The organism is Erythrobacter sp. JK5 (assembly GCF_018205975.1).
Classification (GTDB): Bacteria; Pseudomonadota; Alphaproteobacteria; order Sphingomonadales; family Sphingomonadaceae; genus Erythrobacter.
Genome location: NZ_CP073577.1, coordinates 546,851 through 567,158 on the forward strand (window position 1 = coordinate 546,851; position 20,308 = coordinate 567,158).

Here is a 20,308-nt window from a genome sequence, read left to right on the forward strand (position 1 = left end):
TATCGAGACGGGGCGACTAGCTCAAGCTGGCGACACAGAGGCGTGCCGGACGAGTGTCAGGCGGCTTTCTTGCGCCGTCCGCGCCCGGTGCCCGGCTTGCGGCCGAGGCCGATCTTCTTGGCCAGATCGCGGCGCTTGGCTGCGTAGTTCGGCGCCACCATCGGGTAATCGGCCGGCAGGCTCCAGCGAGCGCGATATTGTTCCGGCGTCATGTCGTAATTGGTGCGCAGATACCGCTTGAGCATCTTCAGCTTCTTGCCGTCTTCGAGGCAGACGATGTAGTCCGGCTTCACCGAAGCGCGGATCGAAACCGCCGGTTCGGGCAGCACTTCTTCGGCTTCGGCGGGTTCGCCTAATCCCTGCAACGCCGCATAGACGGTGGTAATCAGCGTCGGCACGTCGGCCACGGTGACATCGTTATTGCTGACATGTGCGGCGACGATGTCGCTCGTCAATGTGATCAGCGTTTCCTTCATCTCGTTTTCCAGATCTTGCATGAGTTCCTCACAGTTTTAGCTCGGGTTTTCCCGATTAGTGATCCATGAACCAAGCACGCAGTGAATGCAAGACGGCACAATGCTGACTTGTAAATAAGTCGGGGAATTACAGGCCCTAGATTGTTCGACCGAAAGTAATCGCGTCGATTCTTTCACCATTAGCGGCCTGGTAATAGTTGGGTCGCTCACCGATCGGCTCGAATCCGGCCTTGTCGTAGAGATGCACGGCCGGGTTTCCGCGCCGCATTTCCAGGTAAATCCGCGTGGTCCCGCGTTCGCGCGCAGCGGCGAACAACTGGTCAAGCAGGACCTGCCCGAGACCCTTCCGGCGAAACTGCGGCAGAACCGCGATCAGCAGCAGTTCCTCCTCATCCGCCGCGTGCCGGGTGAGCACGAACCCGGCTGGAACGCTGCCCGCTGTCTCGATTGGCTGCCCCTCGGGATCGACCACCAGCGCATGCGTGCTGGGCAGCGTCAGCGCGTCGCTGATCTGGCGGCGGTTCCAGGCTTCGCCGAAGGTCGGATCGAACGCGGTTTCCATGACCTCCATGATCCGGTCGATGAGGTGCGGGCAGGGCGTCACGACGCTGTCCGCCCGGCGATCGGGGTGGCGTCCGGCCCGCGTCCGTAGATCGGCGTGAGGTCGGATGTCAGGCAGACGGCAGGCAGCAGGTCGGTGCGCGCCGCGTCAGGCAGAATGACAAGCGGGCGAAGCTCTGCACCCTCATGGAGCGCGGCCAGCTCGGCGGCGCGGTTGCCCGCGATCACCGGGCGCGGCGCGCGCGCGCTCGCCTGGTCTAGGGTCAGCGATGCGACAGTTGCTTCGGGCCGGCCATCGCCACCGAAATCCTGCACGAACCATTCGCCGTGTCCGCCATTCGTGCACACAGTGATTCCTGTCCCCGCCGCCGCAAGGTCCGGATCGGAGCGGGCCATCGCCGCCAGCAGCGCGAGCGTCGGGTAGCCGAGCACCTCGGCCTGCCACGCAAACCCGAGCGCGCGCGCCGTCGCGATGCCGATCCGGACTCCGGTAAAGCTGCCGGGGCCGAGCGACACCATGATCCGCTGCGCCTCGCCCTTGTCGGGCAGTGCAGCGATCATCGGCACCAGCCGTTCGGCATGGCCCCGGCCGAGGATGCGATGGTCGTGCGCACGCAATGCGCCGCCCTCGAACAGGGCTACCGAACAGGCTTCGCTGGCGGTTTCGATCGCGAGAATGCGCATGGCGGCTGCCCTGCCTTACCGCGTCGTGCCTCGCAAGATCGCAGGACGATCAGACGATGGTGTTGAAGCGTTCGAAATCGGGGCGCGGGCTGCGGTCGAAGATGCTGTCGGGATCGCCATAGCCGATCGAGCAGATGAAATTGACCCGGTGGCGCGGCTGATCGGCGAAGAACGCTGCATTGACCGCGTCGGCATCGAAGCCCGACATCGGCCCGCAATCGAGCCCGATCGCGCGCGCGGCGAGCATCAGATACGCGCCCTGCAACGACGAATTGCGGAACGCGCCCTCCTTGCGCCCTTCCTCATCGCCTTCGAACCAGCTTTTCGCATCGGTATGCGGGAACAGCCACGGCAGTTCTTCGTGAAAGTCGATGTCGTAGCCGATCACTGCGGTGACCGGCGCGGCGCGGACCTTGTCCTTGTTGCCGTCCGATACGCATTCGACCAGCGTGTCCTTCTGCGCATCCGACTTGACCCAGACAATCCGCACCGGCTGCATGTTGGCCGACGTCGGAGCCATCTTCATCAGGTCCCAGATGGCGTGCAGCTGCGCTTCGCTGACCGGCCGATCGAGCCAGCCATTGTAGCTTCGCGCGTCGTTGAAAAGCTGTGCGAGCGCCGCGTCCGAAAGGACGACGTCGTGAAATTGCTGTGTCATTGTGTCCCCGTTCTGGAGCGAGTTTTCAGGCGGCCCGTACCTCAACGACCTCGGGCAGATAATGTTTCAGCAGGCCTTCGATTCCCTGCTTGAGCGTCGCGGTGCTCGAAGGGCAGCCCGAACAGGCACCCTGCAACGCCAGGTAGACGACTCCGTCGGAAAACCCGCGATAGGCAATGTCGCCGCCGTCGCCGGCCACCGCCGGTCGTATCCGCGTTTCGAGCAATTCGTTGATTGCGGCGATTACTTCGGCGTCTTCTTCCTTGTCCTGGATCGCCATCACGGGTTCTTCGGGCGGAACCGCGATCCCGTCGGCCGATCCGCCTGCGAACAGCGGCGCTTCGGAAACGAAATGATCGAGCAGGATCGCGACCACCTGCGGCTTCAACGCGCTCCAGTCGCTCCCCGGGGCAGCGGTGACCGTGACGAAGTCCCACCCGTAGAACACGTTGACGACTTCGCCGGTGTCGAAAATCGCCTGCGCCAGCGGGCTCGCTTCGGCGGCTTCGGGCGAGGCGAATTCGCGCGTGCCGCTCTCCATCACGGTCCGGCCGGGAAGGAATTTGAGGCTCGCCGGGTTCGGCGTGGTTTCGGTTTCGATGAACATGGATGATATCTAGGAGCGGCAAGGGCGCGCGGCAACCGGCGATTGCGGCAAAGAGCATTCACTATCCCTTCATGGCTCGACCGATTATAGACACCGTCATGAACGTACTTTCCCGTGCATTTCGCGTCCTGATTCTGCTTGCGGCGCCGGTTGCCATTGCGCTTCCGGCCAGCGCCCAGCAGGCGACCGCCGAGCCCTCGATCCCGCCTGCGCAGGCGCTTCAGACCGGTGACGAGGTGCCGTGGCTGTACGAAGGCAGCAACGTCCCGGTCGATCGCGAATGGCTGTTCGGGGAGATGGACAACGGGCTGCGCTATGCCGTGCGGCGCAACGGCGTGCCGCCGGGCCAGGTTTCGATCCGGGTCCGCATCGACGCGGGTTCGCTGCACGAACGCGACGAGGAACAGGGGTTTGCCCACCTGCTCGAACACCTGCTGTTTCGCGAAAGCAAGTATCTCGGGCAGGCCGAGGCGATCGCCGCCTGGCAGCGGCTGGGCGCGACCTTCGGCAGCGATGCCAACGCCGAAACCAGCCCGACCCACACCGCCTACAAGCTCGACATTCCGAACGTCGACCGCGCCAAGCTGATCGAGAGTTTCCGGTTGCTGTCGGGCATGATCCGCGAGCCGGTGCTGAGCGAGGCCAACGTCGCTGCAGAGCGTCCGATCGTGCTCGCCGAAAAGCGCGAACGCGGCGGGGCGGCGGAACGGGTGAGCGATTTCACCCGCCGCACGTTTTTCGCCGGTCAGCGGCTGGCCGAACGCAACCCGATCGGCACGGTCGAAACGCTCAATGCCGCCAATGCCGCTTCGGTGCAGGGCTTCTACGATCGCTGGTATCGTCCGGAAAACACGGTGATCGTGGTCGCCGGCGATGCCCCCGCAGAGCTGCTGGCCGGGCTGGTCGAGCAATGGTTCGGGGACTGGCAAGGCACCGGCCCGGCCGGCGAAGCGCCCGATTTCGGCGATCCGGTCGCGCCCGCAGACGCCACGATCCCCGCAGGCTCGGACCTGCCGCTGGGCGAGATCGGCGTCGTGGTCGAGCCCGACCTGCCGCGCAACCTCACCTATGCGGTGATGCGTCCGTGGCGACCGGTGCAGGATACGATCGTCTACAACGAAGGCCTGCTGCTCGATGCGCTGGCGCAGCAGATCATCAACCGCCGGCTGGAAACCCGCGCGCGGGCGGAGGCAGCTTCCTCTATGCGCAGGTGCAGCAGGACGACATCTCGCGTTCGACCGACGCGACCTTTGTCAGTTTCGCACCGATCACCGCCGACTGGCAGACCGCGCTCGCCGACGTCCGCGCGGTGATCGCCGATGCGCTCGCGACACCGCCCTCGCAGGAGGAAATCGACCGCGAAGTCGCGGAATTCGACGTGATCTTTGCCAACCAGGTCGAACAGAGCAGCGTCCAGGCCGGATCGGAACTCGCCGACAACATCGTCAACGCGGTCGATATCCGCGAGACCGTCGCCTCGCCCGAGACCGTGCTCGCGGTGTTCCGCGGCATGCAGCAGCGGTTCACGCCCGAAGAGCTGTTCGAACGCACCCGGATGCTGTTCGCTGGCGACGTGCTGCGCTCGGTCTATGTCACGCCCGGCGTCGGCGAAGCAAACAGCGAGGCCCTGCGGCTGGCGCTGGCCAGCGAGGCGGCGGTCGATGCCACCGCGCGGCTCGCCGCCGCATCGATCTCGTTCGACGAATTGCCACCTGTCGGTCCTGCGGGCGAGGTGGTCGACGAACGGCTGCTCGGGATCCTGCAGGTTGAACAGGTCGATTTCGCCAACGGCACGCGCGCGCTGCTGTGGTCGAACAACGCCGAACCCGGCCGGGTCACGGTGCGGGTGCGGTTCGGTTCGGGCTATCGCGCGTTCGACGCCGGCACCGCAGTTTACGCCCCGATCGGCGAGATTGCGCTGGTGGGTTCGGGCATCGGCGAGCTGGGCCAGAACGAGATCGACCGGCTCGCGACCGGGCGCAAGCTCGGGTTCGAATTCGAGATCGACGACGGGGTGTTCACCTTCACCGCGCAGACCCGTTCGGAAGACGTCGCCGACCAGCTGTACCTGTTCGCCGCCAAGCTCGGCATGCCGCGCTGGGACCCGGATCCGGTGATCCGCGCCAAGGCGGCGGCGGAACTGGCCTACAACACCTTCTCGACCAGCCCGGCGGGCATCATCAACCGCGATCTCGAGTACCTCGTCACCAACCGCGATCCGCGCTTTGCCACCCCTTCGCCCGAGGCGCTGCAGCAGGTGACGCCCGAAGGATTCCGGCAGGTATGGGAGCCGTTGCTAAGGCAGGGGCCGATCGAAGTGCTGGTGTTCGGCGAATTCGACCGCGACGCGATCGTCGATAAGCTCGCCGAGACCTTTGGCGCGTTGCCGCCGCGCGAACCGATCCCGCCCGCAGTCGCGGCGCGGGTTCCCGATTTCCCGGCGTCCAGCGCCGAACCGACCGTGCTGACCCATCGCGGCGATGCCAACCAGGCGGCGGCGGTGATCGCGTGGCCCAGCGGCGGCGGGGTCACCAGCATCCGCGAATCGCGCCAGCTCGAAATCCTCACCCAGCTGTTCAACAACCGCTTGCTCGACGCGCTGCGGGAACGCGCCGGGGCGAGCTACGCCCCGCAGGTCTTTTCCAACTGGCCGACCGATATCGAAAGCGGCGGGACGATCACGGCGCTGGCGCAGCTCGAACCCGAATTCGTGCCGGTGTTCTTTGCCGAAGCCGATCGGATCGCGCGCGATCTCGCCGAAAATCCGCCCAGCGCCGACGAGCTCGACCGCGTGACCGAGCCGCTTGCGCAGCTGATCCGCCGGGCGTCGACCGGGAACACCTTCTGGCTTTACAATCTCGAAGGGGCGACCGTCGATCCGCGCCGGGTATCGCTGTTGCGCAGCCTGTTGCAGGACTATTCGCAGACCAGCCCGCAGGTCATGCAGTTTCTCGCCGATCGCTATTTCACCCAGCGCACCCCGCTCAAGCTGGCGGTGATCCCCGAAGGCCAGACGCTGGCGACGCAGGTCGGCCGGCAATACGGCCCGGACGCGGTGCCGGCCGTGCGCCCTGCGCAGCCCGCAGCCAAGGAGATCGTCGGGCGCTGATCGATTGAGGCGGTCGCGCTGAGCGCGACATATAATTGTCGCACAGCGCCTCTTGCCTTTACAAATCGAACCCCGCTGCGTAGCCGCGCGGCGACGCAATTGGACGACACGAGAATTGAACGTGGCTCAGAACTGGACCCCCGACGGCTGGAAAGCCCACGAAGCGCGGCATTTGCCGCAATACGAGGACGCTGCGGAGCTGGCTGCGGCCGAGGCGACGCTGCAATCCTACCCGCCGCTGGTGTTTGCGGGCGAGGCGCGTGCGCTCAAGGCCGATCTGGCCGATGTGGCGAACGGTCACGCCTTCCTGTTGCAGGGCGGCGACTGCGCCGAAAGCTTTGCCGAATTCCATCCGAACAACATTCGCGACACGTTCCGCGTGTTGCTGCAGATGGCGGTCGTCATGACCTTCGCGAGCAAGCGGCCGGTGGTGAAGGTCGGACGCATGGCCGGGCAATTTGCCAAGCCGCGCTCCTCGCCGACCGAAACCAAGGACGGCGTCACGCTGCCGAGCTACCTTGGCGACAACATCAACGGCATCGAGTTCGACGCCGACCAGCGCCGCAACGATCCGGCGCGCATGGTGCGCGCCTATTCGCAGGCGGCAGCGACGCTCAACCTGCTGCGCGCCTTCGCCGGCGGTGGTTACGCGAACCTGCGCCAGGTGCACCAGTGGACGCTCGATTTCATGGGACGCACCTCGTGGACCGAGAAATTCTCCGAAACCGCCGACCGGATCGGTGAAGCGCTCGATTTCATGGAGGCCTGCGGGGTCGATCCCGCAACCGTGCCGCAATTGCAGGGCACCAGCTTCTACACCAGCCACGAAGGGCTGCTGCTGCCCTACGAACAGGCGATGACCCGGCAGGATTCGCTTACCGGGGACTGGTATGCCACCTCGGCGCACATGCTGTGGATCGGCGACCGCACCCGCTTTCCTGGCAGCGCGCATATCGAATTCGCGCGCGGGATCGGCAATCCGCTCGGCATGAAGTGTGGGCCGAGCCTCGAGCCCGATGCGCTGCTCGAACTGCTCGACGTGCTCAATCCCTCCCGCGAACCGGGGCGGATCACGCTCATCAGCCGCTATGGCCACGACAAGGTCGAAGACGGCCTGCCCAAGCTGGTGCGCGCAGTAGAGCGCGAGGGGCATCCGGTGGTGTGGAGCTGCGATCCGATGCACGGCAATGTCATCAAGTCCGAAAGCGGCTACAAGACGCGTCCGTTCGACCGCATCCTGAAAGAGGTGAAGGGATTCTTCGCGGTGCACCGCGCCGAGGGCACGCATCCCGGCGGCATCCATATCGAGATGACCGGGCAGGACGTGACCGAATGCGTCGGCGGAGCGGTGGCGATCACCGACGATGCGCTGGGCGACCGCTACCACACGCATTGCGATCCGCGCCTCAACGCCGAACAGTCGCTCGAGCTCGCGTTCCTGCTCGCCGAAATGCTCAACACCGAGGTGGGCGACCGCGCCAAGGGCCTGTCCGCCGACGCCGCCTGATCCGGTTTGCCGGTTAGGTAGATTTCCGCAGGGCATATTGCGCCTTCGCTAGGCCTATCCCCGCTATCGCGTTCGCACCTCGTGAGGGCGAACCCGATGCGCACCGTTGCCGATCCCCAGTTCCAGATCGCCGGTCAACCGGTCGGTGCTGACCTGCTGGTCGCGATGAGCCTGCTGCTGGCGCTGGTCGCGTTGGTGGGAATCGTAGGGGTGATGCTGGCGCGCCGCGAAACCCGCTTTGCAGCCCGGCTCGCGCGGCAGCGCGCCGGCAGGGTGGGCGATTTGCTGCGCACCATCCGGATGGCGGAAAGCATCGCCGAACTGGGCGTGTGGCAATACGATCCGGCCACCGGCAGGCAATCCTGGTCTCACGGCATTCGCGCGTTGTTCGGCGCCGAGGAAAACCTTGCCTTTGCCGAAAAAGACGCCGCGAACCTGCTGCTGGCCAACGAGATCGACCTTGTCGGTAGCGCTCTTGCGCACCGCGACGACGAATGCCCGTTCGAATTGCAGTTCGACATCGTCGGGTTCGACGGGATTGCGCGGACGCTTGCCGTTCACGCCTGCAACCTGCCCGGCAAGAATCGCGGCATCGCGATCGTCGTGGCGGTGGTGAGGGATGTGACCGATCAGGTCGAGCGCGAACGCCGGCTCGAGCAATCGCGCGCGGTCGCCGTGTCCGAAGCGCGCCGGGCGCGCCAGCTGGCGGCAACCGATGCCCTGACCGGCCTCGCCAATCGCCGCCGGGTGCAGAAAGATCTCGAGCGGATCGTGCGCGAGTCGCGACACTCAGACCGGCCGCTCGCGCTGATCGTGTTCGATATCGATCACTTCAAGCGGGTCAACGACACCCACGGCCATCTCCGCGGCGATCAGGTTATCCGCCGGGTGGCCGAGATTGCGCTGGCGCAGGCGCGAGACAGCGACCTGGTGGGGCGCGTCGGAGGCGAGGAATTCATCTGGGTGATCCCCGGTGCCGATGCGAACCTCGCCCGCGTTCTGGCCGAGCGGCTGCGGCACGCGGTGTCGCTGCAAAGCTCTGTCGGACCTGTGCCGGCGGTGACGGTCAGCGTTGGATTTGCCGCGCTTTCACAGGGCGATAGCGCGACGGCCCTGTTTGCGCGCGCCGATGCCGCGCTGCATTCGGCCAAGAGCGCAGGGCGCAACCGGGTGCGGCGCGCAGCCTGACGCGGCTGTCGGACAAACCGGCGGAATGCGATCCGCCTTCGCCTTGCATGCCTTTCAATTGTCATGGCTTTCGGGCATGTCTGCGGCAGGCAGCCGGCGCGAGGGCCGGACAAGCACGGGAGGCCGATGTGCCCCGATCACAGCCGAACGAGCGTCCGCAAGACGAGCACCAGCTGCGCGAGCGCTTCGCGGCGACCCGTTCCCTGGCGCAGGCGCTGGTCGAGCCGCTGTCCGACGCCGACGCCACGCTCCAGTCGATGGACGACGCCTCGCCCGCGAAATGGCACCTCGCGCATACGACGTGGTTCTGGGAGACGTTCCTGCTGCGCGATCATGCACCGGGTTATGCGCTGTACGACGAACACTGGCCGTTCTGCTTCAATTCCTATTACGAGGCCGAGGGCGCGCGGATCGAGCGACCGTCGCGCGGGCTGCTGTCGCGCCCCTCGCTCGAGAAGATCCTCGCATGGCGCGCGCATGTCGATGCGGCCATGGCGCCATTGCTCGACGATCCGGCCCATGCCGGTCTGATCGAACTCGGCATCGCGCACGAGCAGCAGCACATCGAATTGCTGCTGACCGACATCAAGCACGCGCTGTTCCACAACCCGCTCGGTCCGGCGATGTTCGGCGGATCGCCCGAGGCAGCGCTGTCGCCCGGCGGCGGCAATGTGGGATGGCACACGCACCCCGGCGGCGTCGCGCTGATCGGCGCAGGCGAGGGTGGCTTTGCGTTCGACAACGAAGGTCCGCGTCACCGCGTGCTGCTCGAACCCTTCGCCCTGTCGCGGCGGCTGGTCAGCAACCGCGAATGGGATGAATTCATCGCCGATGGCGGCTACGAAACCGCCGGGCTGTGGCTGTCGGACGGCTGGGCGTGGGTGAAGGAGCACGGGATTGCCGCGCCGCTCTATTGGCGCGACGATCAGGCCTATACCCATCAGGGGTGGCAGACCCGCGATCCCGATGCACCGGTGACGCACATTTCCTATTACGAGGCAGATGCCTTCGCCACCTGGGCCGGAGCGCGCCTGCCGACCGAATTCGAATGGGAAGCGATCGCGCGCGGACAGGATGGCGCGAATGCGGCGCACAATCCGGCGGGCGGCAACCAGCTCGACGATGCCGGGCCGCCGGTTCCGCACGGCGGCGAAAGCCTGTTCGGCGATTGCTGGCAGTTCACCCGCTCGGCCTATTTGCCCTATCCCCGGTTCAGGCCGGCCGAGGGTGCGGTGGGCGAATACAACGGCAAGTTCATGAGCGGGCAGTTCGTGCTCAAGGGTGCCAGCTGCGCCACCGTGCGCGGCCATTCGCGCGCCTCCTATCGCAACTTCTTCTACCCGCATCAGCGCTGGCAATTCACCGGCCTGAGGCTGGCAAAGGACGTCTGATGAATACCAAGAAGGGCCTCAAGCTGGTCGAACGCGACGAAGAGGGCATCGACACCGCCTTCCGCGCCGACGTTCTCGAAGGATTGGCGCAATCGCAAAAGGCGATCCCGGCGCGCTGGCTCTACGACGAAGCGGGTTCGCAGCTGTTCGAGGATATTACCCGGCTGCCCGAATATTATCCCACTCGCGCCGAGACCGAGATCCTGACGGAGCGCGGCGCGCAGTTCGCGGCGCTGATTGGCGAAGGCCGGGCGGTGGTCGAATTCGGCTCGGGCTCGTCGGTCAAGACCCCGCTGCTGCTCTCCGCGATCGCGCCGAGCGCCTATATCCCGCTCGACATTTCGGGCGAGTTCCTGCGCGCTGCCGCTGCCGATCTGGCGCAGAAATTCCCCGGCCTGCCGGTCTACCCGGTCGAGGCGGATTTCATGCGCCGGGTGGAGCTGCCCGCCGAAATCGTCGATCTGCCCAAGCTCGGGTTCTTTCCCGGATCGACCATCGGCAACATGGTCGCGCGCACCGCCGTGGACCTGCTGCGCTCGATGCGCGAGACACTCGGCACCGGCGCGCAATTGCTGATCGGGATGGACCTGATCAAGGACGAAGAGGTGCTGGTCTCCGCCTACGACGATGCCGCCGGGGTGACCGCCGAATTCAACACCAACCTGATCCGCCGCATCAACCGCGAGCTGGATGGCGATATCCCGGTCGAGAAGCTTTCCCACGAGGCCCGCTGGCACGACGATTGCGCGCGGGTCGAGATGCACCTTGTCGCAAGCGAAGCGCTGGAATTCTCGGTCGACGGGCGGCGCTTCGCGATGCAGGCGGGCGAGACGATCCACACCGAGAACAGCCACAAGTTCGATCGCCGTACCTCCAACATGCTGCTGCTCGCCGGGGGTTGGGAGCCGCAGGCGCGCTGGCTCGACAGCGAGGGGCGGTTCTCGCTGATCCTCGCCCAAGCCAAGCCGCCGCGCAGCGCACCCTGAAACCGCGCGCCGATTGGCGCGTTGGGCGGCCATGGACGGACAACATCACGACATTCTGATCATCGGTGCGGGCATGGCCGGGCTGACCTGCGCGACGCGGCTGGCCGAAGCGGGCTACCAGGTCCGCATCATCGACAAGGGCCGCGGGCCGGGCGGGAGGATGGCAGCCCGGCGGGCGGAGATCGCGGGCGAGGTCGTCTCGTTCGATCACGGTGCGCAGTATTTCACCGCGCGCGATCCCTCTTTCCGGGAGGTCGTGGAGGAGTGGGCGGCACAGGGCGTCGTCGCCCCCTGGCCTGCCGCAGGCGACGACGCGTGGGTTGGCGTTCCCGGAATGAACGGACCGATCCGGGCGATGGCGGATTCGCTCGATGTGAATTGGGGTATTCGTGCCGAGAGCATCGCGCGCAGTGCCGAAGGATGGCGCATCGAAGCGGGAGAAAGTTCTCTCACCGCGCAAACGGTACTTGTCGCGGTTCCAGCTGAGCAGTCTTGCGCGTTGCTGAAACCGGTCGTGCCACAACTCGCTGCACTCGCCGGTTCCGTTCGGTCCGAACCGTGCTGGGCCGTGATGGCTGCCTTTGCCGGACGGCTCGCGATCGAAGCGGACACGTTGCGCGATCCCGATGCGTGCATTTCATGGGCTGCGCGCAATTCGGCCAAGCCCGGGCGCTTGGGCACCGAATGCTGGGTCCTGCACGCGTCGCCCGCGCGCAGTCGGGACCTTCTCGACGGGCCCGGCGAGGAGGTCGGGCCGCTGCTGCTGGCGGATTTCTTCGACCAGACCGGAGCCGATCCGGTCTCTCCGATCCATCTCGTCGCGCATCGCTGGCTCTATGCCATGCCCGAAAAGGCCGGAGGCGAACCCGCGCGCTACGATGCCGAGGCACGGATCGGCATCGCCGGCGACTACCTGCATTCGCCGCGGGTCGAGGGCGCGTTCCTGTCGGGCCGCGCGCTCGCCGAAAAGGTGCTGGCAGCCGCATAAGCGCTAGTGGACGCGGCTCGCGCGCCGCGCTTACCTCGCCGCAGACCAGCGGGGAGAGAATGCATGCAGGACCTGTTCGACCTTACCGGCAAGACCGCAGTGATTACCGGGGCCGGGCGCGGCATCGGAGAGGGCATCGCCCACCTGCTTGCCGAAGCGGGCGCCAACGTCGTCTGCGCGGCGCGCTCGGCAGACCAGATCGAACAGGTCGCCGAGGCGATCAACGCCCGCAATTCGGCGGGCAGGGCGGTGGCGCACGTCACCGACGTATCGCGTGAGGAAGACATGGAAGCGCTCGCCCAGCGCGCGGTCGACGAATTCGGGCGGCTCGATATCTGGATCAACAACGCGGGCGGATCGTTGGTCTCCGCGCCGCTGGTCGAGCTCGCCCCGGCAGAATGGGACAAGACGCTCGCGGTCAACCTCACTTCGGTATTCTGGGGGGTGCGCGCGGCGGTCAAGCACATGACAGACGGCGGCTCGATCGTGAACACCTCGAGCATGGCGGGGCGCGATCCGTTTCCCGGCAGCGGCCACTACAGCGCGGCCAAGGCGGGGGTGAGCATGCTGACCAAGACGCTCGCGCTCGAGCTTGGCCCGCAGAAGATCCGGGTGAACGCGATCCTGCCCGGCTTCGTGCCGACCGATACGGTGAAGCAGGCGCTCGACATGACCGACGAGGATTTCGGCCCGCTGCTGGAACAGCTGAACCTGCCCGCCGGGCGGCTTGGCACCCCGCGCGATATCGCCGCCTGCGTGCTCTACCTGGTCGGCGATTCGGGCGAATGGGTGACCGGGCAGAACCTGGTCGTGGCGGGGACGGTCTGACCTGAGCACCCGCATCCTCGGGTGCGTCTTCGGTGCGAACCGGCGGATGCCGGTCGATGCGGCACAGTGGCTGGGGTGGCAGGGATCGAACCTGCGAATGCCGGTACCAAAAACCGGTGCCTTACCACTTGGCTACACCCCAGCAGAGTGGCGGGCATATAACGCCTCGGGCGGGGATGTGAAGGGGTGAAAGGGCAGTTACGCGGGCGCGGCGCGGCGGGCCGAGAGGTCCGCTTCGACCCGGTCGATCACCGCGCGGTCGATCCCGTAAAAGAACAGCGCGGTTGCCGCCGGGATCATCACCGCTGCCGGAATGACGGCAAAGGCAAGCTGGATGCCCATCTGCGCAGTCTCGGATTGCTGCGCCCCCTTCACGAACCCGGTGATGTCGAGCATCACGCCCGGTATCGCCGATCCGAACGCGATCCCCGCCTTGACGCCGAACACCGACGCCGCGACCACCAGCGCGGTCATCTGCCGCCCGGATTTCCAGTCGATGAATTCGGCAATGTCGGTGAACATCGCAAACGACAGCACCATCAGCATCCCGAACCCGATCCCGACGACATACTGCACCAGCGTCTGCGGCCCGATCGCATCGAGCGGCAGGAAATAGAACAGCGTGATCATCGCCGCCTTGAGCACGCCCGCTGCGATCAGCAGGTGTGCTTTCTCGAAGCGCTTCTGCAGGACATTGCCGACGATCACCCCGGTCACCTGCCCCAGCGCCAGCGCGGTCAGGAACAGGGCGGTCCGGTCGAGGAACAGCAACACCGGCGATCCGTCGTCGCCGACGACATACTTGAAGAAGAACAGCGCGCTTCCCGCGCGTGAGGCGATCGCGGTGACGCCGAGGATCGCCGCGACCGCGACCGCGATCCACGGCCCGGTGCGCACCAGCACGCCCAGATCGCTCCAGGGCGATGCGTTGGATTCGGCGGGCGGGATGCGCTCCCGCGTCGTCATGAAGGTCGTGAGCAGGCACAGCGTCGCGACGATCGCGATGCAGCAGACCGTCAGCAGGATCCCGAGCGCCTCGTCTCCGCCGCCGAATTCGCGCACCAGCGTGGTCGCAAGCACCCCGATCAGGATGCTCCCCGTCGCGGAAAAGAACATCCGGTAGGCGGTGACGCTGGCGCGCTCGCGCGAAGACGGCGAAATCACGCCCAGCAGACCGCCATAGGGCACGTTCACCGCGGTGAAAGCGAGCATCGAGAGCGAATAGGTGACATAGGCCCAGATCAGCAGCGAGGTTGTGCTCATCGTGGGGGCCGAAAAGATCAGCACCAGCGAAATCGCGAGCGGGATCGGGCCGAACAGCAAATAGGGACGGTAGCGGCCCCAGCGGGTGCGGGTGCGATCGGCGATCACGCCCATCATCGGATCGGTGACGGCGTCGATCAGCTTGGTGAGCAACAGCATCAGCGCGATCGCCGCCGGGGCCAGTCCGCCGAGATCGACGAAGTAATAGAGCAGGAAGACGCCGAAGAAATTGAGGATCAGCCCGGCGGCGAGATCGCCGATGCCGTAGCCGAGCTTTTCCGAAAGCCTGATCTTCGCGCTGCCCGTCGATGCCAAACCGGTTTCCCTTCGGAGACGCAATGGGCCGAAACCCCGCAGGGTTCCAGCCCGGATGCGTAGTCAGCAGCGCGGGCGCGCCGTCATTCGAGCGTCTTGCCTTCGAAATCGGCCGCCGAATGCCGCTCGCGCAGCTGGGTGGATTCATCGTCGCCCCACACCTTGTTGACGATCCGCCCGCGCTTCACCGCCGGACGCGCGGCGATTTCCTTCACCCAGCGCCCCACGTGTTCGTATTCGTCGATCGACAGGAAGCGTTTCGCATCGTTGTAGATTCCGCCGAACACGAACGGTGCGAGCCATGGGAAATTGGCGATATCGGCGATGGTGTACTCGTCGCCGGCGAGGAACCGGCTGTCCGCCAGCCGCTTGTCGGCCACGTCGAAGATCCGCTTGGTCTCCATCGCGTAGCGATTGATCGGGTATTCGTATTTCTCCGGCGCGTAGGCGTAGAAATGGCCGAAGCCGCCGCCGATGAAAGGGCCGGTGCCGACCTGCCAGAACACCCAGCTGAGCACCTCGGCGCGCGCGGCCGGATCGGTCGGCAGGAACTCGCCGAACTTTTCCGCCAGGTGGACCAGGATAGCGCCGCTCTCGAACACGCGGAACGGCCGGTCTCCGCTGTTGTCGAGCAGCGCGGGAATCTTCGAATTCGGATTGATGTTCACGAAGCCGCTGGTGAACTGTTCACCTTCGCCGATATTGACCGTGTAGGCATCGTATTCCGCGCCCGCGTGCCCTTTTTCGAGCAGCTCCTCGAGCATCACCGTCACCTTCACCCCGTTGGGCGTGGCGAGCGAATAGAGCTGGAACGGATGCTCGCCCTGCGGCAGCGCCTTGTCCTCGCGCGCGCCCGAGGTGGGGCGATTGATATTGGCGAAACGCCCGCCGGATTCGGTGTCGGAGCTCCAGACTTCGGGCGGGGTGTAGGTGGGATCGGCCATTCGGCTCTGCTCCTTGTTATGAAGGATGGTTGTCGTTCTGACCCGCTTTCGAGGTGGGCTATCGCAACGCCGAAGGCAAGGCGGAACCGGGCCGGTGGCTGGCGCATTTCCTTGACGATGGAAAAGCTTATCTATGTCGATGACGGGTTGCCGGGCATCACGCGCAAGGGCGCGGGGACGGGATTTGCCTATTACACGCCCGACGGCGACCTGATCCGGTCGCGCAAGGAGCGGGCTCGGTTGAACGCGATCGCGCTTCCACCGGCCTATCGCGATGCTTGGTTCTGTCCCATGGCCAACGGTCATATCCTTGCCACCGGCTATGACGACAAGGCGCGCAAGCAATATCGCTATCACCCCGATTTCCGGACTTTGCGCGAAGGCGAAAAGTTCGATCGGGCGCGCGAATTCGGCGAAAGGCTGCCCGCAATGCGCCGCCGCGTCGAACGCGACATCAAGGGCGACGAGGCGACGCGAAGCCGGGTCCTCGCAGCGGTTGTGCGGCTGCTCGACATGGGGTTCGTGCGGATCGGCAACGAGGTCTACAAGAAGACCAACAACTCCTTCGGTGCTTCCACCCTCAAGGATCGGCACGCGACCATATCGGGCAGTTCGGTCGAACTGCGCTTCGTCGGCAAGGGCGGGAAAGAGCGCCGCGTCGCCTTGCAGGACGAGGAGCTTGCCCGCGCGGTCGAGGATGCGCGCGATGTGCCCGGAGATCACCTGTTCCAGTATCACGACGCGGACGGCGAGCGGCAGTCGATCGGCAGCGCCGACGTCAACGACTACATCCGCGAAACCATGGATGAACAATTTTCGGCCAAGGGCTTTCGCACCTGGCATGCCAGCGTGCTCGCCTTCTCGATGCTGGCCGAGGCGCGCGAGCGCCCGACCATTTCCGCTGTGCTCGAAGAGGTTTCCGACAAGCTTGGCAACACACCGACGGTGGCGCGCAACAGCTATATTCACCCGGCCGTGATTGACATCCTTTCACGCGACAACGGCTGGGAAGAGTGGCGCGAGAAGCAGGAACTGCCGCGCGCGACGCGATACCTCACCCGGCACGAGCGCGGCCTGCTGGCGCTGCTGGACGAGGCCCCGCAGGCGGCGGAACTGCTTGCCGCCTAGGAAGTCGGCGCGATTGCGGCTAGAGGCCCCTGAAGTAGCGCATTTCCGGGAGCTTGCCATAGCATGGGTGACACCGCACACCGCTTTTACGACATGCACGCGCATGGCTTCGTGCGCGTGGCGACCGCTACCCCGCGTTCGCGCACGGCGGATGTGGCCGCAAACACCGCCGGGGTGATCGCCGAGGCGAAGCGCGCGCACGCGGCGAACGTCGACCTGGTGGTCTATCCCGAACTTTGTCTGTCCTCCTACGCGATCGACGATCTGCATTTGCAGAACGCCCTGCTCGACCGGGTCGAGCGCGCGGTCGGCGAAGTGGTCGCGGCATCGAAGGAGATCGCGCCGGTGCTGGTGATCGGCGCACCGCTGCGCCGCACGGGCAAGCTGTACAATTGCGCGCTGGTGATCGCGGGCGGCGAACTGCTCGGCGTGATCCCCAAGAGCTACCTTCCGAACTATCGCGAATTCTACGAGAAGCGGCACTTCGCACACGGCCGCGACTGCCGGGATCTGTGGATCGGCGTGAACGGCGAGGAAGCGCCGTTCGGCACCGATCTCGTGTTTGCCGCCGCCAACCTTCCCGGCTTCATTTTCGGGGTGGAGATCTGCGAGGATTTCTGGGCGCCCAATCCGCCTGGCACGCTGGCGGCGCTCGCCGGAGCGCAGATCCTGTGCAACCTTTCCGCCTCGCCGATTACCATCGGCCGCGCCGACGACCGCAAGCTCCATTGCCGCAGTTCCTCGGCACGCAGCATTTGCGCCTATGTCTATTCGGCCAGCGGCTACGGCGAGAGCACCACCGACCTGTCGTGGGACGGGCAGGGGGTGATCTACGAGCTCGGAGACCTGCTGGCGGAAAGCGAACGGTTCGACACCGATCCGGAGCTGTGCGTGGTCGATATCGACCTCGATCGGATCGCGGGCGAACGGCTGCGCAACCAGACCTTCTCCGACGCTGCCGAAGCGCACGGGCGGCCCGAAGACACGTATCGCCGGGTGGTGTTCGAGCACGCCTTTACCGAAGGCGATATCGGTCTGCAGCGGCCGACGCGCCGGTTCCCGTTCGTGCCCAACCGCAGTCAGGCGCTCGACGAGGATTGTTACGAGGCGTTCAATATTCAGGTCGATGCGCTGATGCGGCGGATCGAGGCGACCGGAGCGAAATCGCTCGCGATCGGCATTTCGGGTGGGCTCGACAGCACCCACGCGCTGATCGTCGCGGCCAAGGCCTGCGACCGGCTGGGCCTGCCGCGTACCACCATCCGCGGTTACACCATGCCCGGCTTCGCAACCTCGGACCAGACGAAGTCGAACGCCTGGAAGCTGATGGAAGCGATGGAGATCACTGCCGAGGAGATCGACATCAAGCCGGTCGCGCTCAAGATGTTCGAGGATATGGGCCACCCCTTCGCCGATGGCGAGCCGGTGCACGACATCACGTTCGAAAACGTGCAGGCGGGGCTGCGCACCGATTACCTGTTCCGGCTCGCGGGGCAGCATGGCGGGTTCGTGATCGGGACCGGCGACCTCAGCGAACTCGCGCTTGGCTGGTGCACCTATGGCGTGGGCGATCACATGAGCCATTACGGGGTCAACGCCGGGGTGCCGAAGACTCTGATCCAGTACCTGATCCGCTGGTCGATCCAGACCGGGCAGTTCAGCGATGCCTGTTCGCAGGTGCTGGGCGCGATCGTCGATACCGAGATTTCGCCCGAGCTGGTCCCGGCGGGGGCGGACGGCGCGATCCAGTCGACCGAGAGCATCATCGGCCCCTACGAACTCAACGATTTCTTCCTGCACCACACGATCCGCTGGGGCCAGCGCCCGAGCAAGATCGCGTTCCTGGCGTGGCATGCATGGAAGGACGCGGCCGCCGGCCAGTGGCCCGAGGGGTTTCCGGAAGATCGCAAGAACCAGTACGACCTTCCGACCATTGCCGACTGGCTCGAGAAATTCCTCAAGCGCTTCTTCGGTTTCAGCCAGTTCAAGCGCAGCGCGCTGCCCAACGGGCCGAAGGTGAGTTCGGGAGGGGCACTGTCGCCGCGCGGAGACTGGCGTGCCCCGTCCGACGCGGTCGCCGACGTGTGGGTCGAAGAACTGCGCGACAGCCTGCCCGATTGCTGATGCAAGAAAGCCGGGGTGCATCGCTGCACCCCGGCTCTTGCGACCCTCCAGGGGCTCTCCGGTGCTTCGTGACCGATCGGCACGAAACTGCATTTTGAGAGACAACGCCGCGAGCCACGCAAAGGTTCCGGGCACCAGGCAATCCGGCGTCCCCGTCAGGCTGCCAGCTTTTCGATCTCGGATTTCGCTTCGGCGATCTTTTCATCGGCGTTTTCGCCCATGATGCCGTCGGCGGCGATCACCTGCTCGGTCTCGATGCCGAGGAAGCCGAGGAAGAACTTCAGCCACTTGGTCATCAGGTCCGCGTCGCTGCCGACCGGAACGCCGCCGGATGCGACCGCGATATAGGCCTTCTTGCCGGTCAGCAGGCCCTCGGGGCCGTTCTCGGTGTATTTGAAGGTAGTCCCTGCGCGGGCGACGAGATCGGCCCAGCTCTTGACCGTGGCGGGCACGCTGAAATTGTAGATCGGGGTCGAGATCACGATCGTGTCGGCGGCCTGCAACTCGGCGATCAGCGCGTTGCCGATCCTGGCAAGCTCGGCCTGTTCGGGCGTGCGCTCCGACGCGGGAGTGAGGTTTGCCGTGTGCCGCTCGTGGGTCAGATAGGGGATGTCGTTGGTCGACAGATCTCGGCGGGTGACACTGGCACCCGATTGCGCAGCGAGTTTTTCGACCAGCTTGTCGCCGAGATCGCGCGAAACGCTGTCGTCGTCGCGGATGCTGGCGGAGAGGTAGAGGATGTTGGACATGGGAATTCCTTTCTCGATTAGGGGGTTGTGAAAGGAACGACCGGGGCGGGGGATCGGTCCCCGGTCGTTCCGATGTGGGGGCTAAGCGGCGTCGACCAGGACGACTTCGCTGTCTTCGAGCGCGGTGATGGTCACAGCCTCGAGCTGGGTGATGGCGACACCGTCGCGGGCACTCGCCTCCACGTCGTCGATCCGCACCTTGCCGGTTGCGGGGACGAGGTAGAGGTGCCGGTCGGCGCTGCGCGGGGTGTAGGTCACGCTTTCGCCGGCCTTGATCGTTGCGCCGAGCACGCGGGCATCGGTGCGGATGGGCAGCGCATCATTGTCGTTGGCCGAGCCGCTGGCGAGGGGGACGAACTGCCCGGCGCGGTCGCCCTTCGGAAACTGGCGGGCGCCCCAGGTGGGTTCGCCGCCGCGCTGATCGGGGATGATCCAGATTTGGAAGATCTGCGTGTCCTCGTCCTCGCGGTTGTATTCCGAATGCTGCACGCCGCTGCCCGCGCTCATCACTTGCACGTCGCCCGCTTCGGTGCGGCCTTCGTTGCCCATGGAGTCGCGGTGCGTGATCGCGCCTTTGCGGACATAGGTGATGATTTCCATGTCGTTGTGCGGGTGGGTCGGGAAGCCGGTTCCGGCAGCAATCGTGTCGTCGTTCCAGACGCGCAGGCTGCCCCAGTGGACCCGCGCCGGATCGTGGTAGCCCGCAAACGAGAAGTGGTGATGCGCATCGAGCCAGCCGTGATTGGCGCTGCCGAGCGAGTTGAAGGGACGAAGTTCGATCATTGTCTGTCTCCTGTGGGAG

The 20,308-nt window shown here is 65.6% G+C and carries 19 protein-coding genes and 1 tRNA gene; 10 read left to right on the forward strand and 10 right to left on the reverse strand.

All coding sequences use genetic code 11. The annotated features are described in order from the left end of the window. Positions 1 to 56: 56 nt before the first annotated feature. The 5 genes from KDC96_RS02575 to KDC96_RS02595 form a co-directional block, all read right to left on the reverse strand. Complete coding sequence (locus tag KDC96_RS02575) at positions 57 to 497, reverse strand: MucR family transcriptional regulator (protein WP_212450450.1); 441 nt, start codon at positions 495 to 497, stop codon at positions 57 to 59. 115 nt (positions 498 to 612) lie between these two features. Further along, positions 613 to 1,047 carry an N-acetyltransferase gene (locus KDC96_RS02580; protein WP_212450452.1) on the reverse strand — a complete coding sequence of 145 codons (435 nt, stop codon included), beginning with the start codon at positions 1,045 to 1,047 and terminating at the stop codon, positions 613 to 615. A gap of 29 nt (positions 1,048 to 1,076) precedes the next feature. Further along, entirely contained in the window at positions 1,077 to 1,721 is a 645-nt protein-coding gene (gene tsaB / locus KDC96_RS02585) for a tRNA (adenosine(37)-N6)-threonylcarbamoyltransferase complex dimerization subunit type 1 TsaB (protein WP_212450453.1), read from the reverse strand. A 49-nt stretch (positions 1,722 to 1,770) separates the two neighbouring features. After that, a complete protein-coding gene (locus tag KDC96_RS02590; RefSeq protein ID WP_212450455.1) occupies positions 1,771 to 2,379 on the reverse strand; it encodes a malonic semialdehyde reductase in 609 nt (202 codons plus the stop codon). 25 nt (positions 2,380 to 2,404) lie between these two features. Next, positions 2,405 to 2,986, reverse strand: coding sequence for a NifU family protein (locus tag KDC96_RS02595; RefSeq protein WP_212450457.1), 582 nt, complete (start codon positions 2,984 to 2,986; stop codon positions 2,405 to 2,407). A 98-nt stretch (positions 2,987 to 3,084) separates the two neighbouring features. Between KDC96_RS02595 and KDC96_RS16655 the strand changes: the two genes are divergently transcribed. The 8 genes from KDC96_RS16655 to KDC96_RS02630 all read left to right on the forward strand — a co-directional run bounded on the left by KDC96_RS16655 (position 3,085) and on the right by KDC96_RS02630 (position 12,983). After that, the gene (locus KDC96_RS16655) at positions 3,085 to 4,299 is read left to right on the forward strand and encodes a M16 family metallopeptidase (RefSeq protein ID WP_371815519.1); all 1,215 of its coding nucleotides are present in this window, start codon (positions 3,085 to 3,087) and stop codon (positions 4,297 to 4,299) included. Continuing rightward, positions 4,197 to 6,095 carry an insulinase family protein gene (locus tag KDC96_RS16660; protein WP_371815520.1) on the forward strand — a complete coding sequence of 633 codons (1,899 nt, stop codon included), beginning with the start codon at positions 4,197 to 4,199 and terminating at the stop codon, positions 6,093 to 6,095. The genes KDC96_RS16655 and KDC96_RS16660 overlap by 103 nt, the downstream gene beginning before the upstream one ends. 121 nt (positions 6,096 to 6,216) lie before the next feature. Beyond that, positions 6,217 to 7,602, forward strand: a complete 1,386-nt coding sequence (locus KDC96_RS02605) for a class II 3-deoxy-7-phosphoheptulonate synthase (RefSeq protein ID WP_212450459.1) — start codon at positions 6,217 to 6,219, stop codon at positions 7,600 to 7,602. 96 nt (positions 7,603 to 7,698) lie between these two features. Further along, entirely contained in the window at positions 7,699 to 8,790 is a 1,092-nt protein-coding gene (locus tag KDC96_RS02610) for a diguanylate cyclase (RefSeq protein WP_212450461.1), read from the forward strand. 128 nt (positions 8,791 to 8,918) lie between these two features. After that, positions 8,919 to 10,181, forward strand: a complete 1,263-nt coding sequence (egtB, locus tag KDC96_RS02615) for an ergothioneine biosynthesis protein EgtB (RefSeq protein WP_249171884.1) — start codon at positions 8,919 to 8,921, stop codon at positions 10,179 to 10,181. Then, positions 10,181 to 11,167, forward strand: a complete 987-nt coding sequence (egtD, locus tag KDC96_RS02620; RefSeq protein ID WP_212450464.1) for an L-histidine N(alpha)-methyltransferase — start codon at positions 10,181 to 10,183, stop codon at positions 11,165 to 11,167. The genes egtB and egtD overlap by 1 nt, the downstream gene beginning before the upstream one ends. Positions 11,168 to 11,198: 31 nt before the next feature. Further along, on the forward strand, positions 11,199 to 12,155 hold the full coding sequence (locus KDC96_RS02625; RefSeq protein WP_212450465.1) for an NAD(P)/FAD-dependent oxidoreductase: 957 nt from the start codon (positions 11,199 to 11,201) through the stop codon (positions 12,153 to 12,155). Positions 12,156 to 12,218: 63 nt separating this feature from the next. Continuing rightward, on the forward strand, positions 12,219 to 12,983 hold the full coding sequence (locus tag KDC96_RS02630; RefSeq protein ID WP_212450466.1) for an SDR family NAD(P)-dependent oxidoreductase: 765 nt from the start codon (positions 12,219 to 12,221) through the stop codon (positions 12,981 to 12,983). A 67-nt stretch (positions 12,984 to 13,050) separates the two neighbouring features. On the opposite strand, the gene KDC96_RS02635 is transcribed toward KDC96_RS02630, so the two are convergent. From KDC96_RS02635 to yghU, 3 genes are all read right to left on the reverse strand, one after another. Then, a tRNA-Gln gene (locus KDC96_RS02635) sits at positions 13,051 to 13,125 on the reverse strand. A gap of 56 nt (positions 13,126 to 13,181) precedes the next feature. After that, positions 13,182 to 14,561: an MFS transporter gene (locus KDC96_RS02640; RefSeq protein WP_212450467.1), complete on the reverse strand. Its 1,380-nt coding sequence runs from the start codon at positions 14,559 to 14,561 to the stop codon at positions 13,182 to 13,184. An 83-nt stretch (positions 14,562 to 14,644) separates the two neighbouring features. Further along, positions 14,645 to 15,505: a glutathione-dependent disulfide-bond oxidoreductase gene (yghU, locus tag KDC96_RS02645; RefSeq protein WP_212450469.1), complete on the reverse strand. Its 861-nt coding sequence runs from the start codon at positions 15,503 to 15,505 to the stop codon at positions 14,645 to 14,647. 117 nt (positions 15,506 to 15,622) lie between these two features. Here yghU and KDC96_RS02650 point away from each other — a divergent pair, with 117 nt between their 5' ends. Together KDC96_RS02650 and KDC96_RS02655 are read left to right on the forward strand one after the other, a co-directional pair. Continuing rightward, a complete protein-coding gene (locus tag KDC96_RS02650) occupies positions 15,623 to 16,633 on the forward strand; it encodes a DNA topoisomerase IB (protein ID WP_212450471.1) in 1,011 nt (336 codons plus the stop codon). Between the two features lie 63 nt (positions 16,634 to 16,696). Next, positions 16,697 to 18,757, forward strand: coding sequence for an NAD(+) synthase (locus KDC96_RS02655; protein ID WP_212450473.1), 2,061 nt, complete (start codon positions 16,697 to 16,699; stop codon positions 18,755 to 18,757). Between the two features lie 155 nt (positions 18,758 to 18,912). Here KDC96_RS02655 and KDC96_RS02660 read toward each other — a convergent pair whose 3' ends face one another. Beyond that, positions 18,913 to 19,506, reverse strand: a complete 594-nt coding sequence (locus KDC96_RS02660) for an FMN-dependent NADH-azoreductase (protein WP_212450475.1) — start codon at positions 19,504 to 19,506, stop codon at positions 18,913 to 18,915. 81 nt (positions 19,507 to 19,587) lie between these two features. After that, complete coding sequence (locus KDC96_RS02665; protein WP_212450477.1) at positions 19,588 to 20,289, reverse strand: pirin family protein; 702 nt, start codon at positions 20,287 to 20,289, stop codon at positions 19,588 to 19,590. Positions 20,290 to 20,308 lie beyond the last annotated feature (19 nt).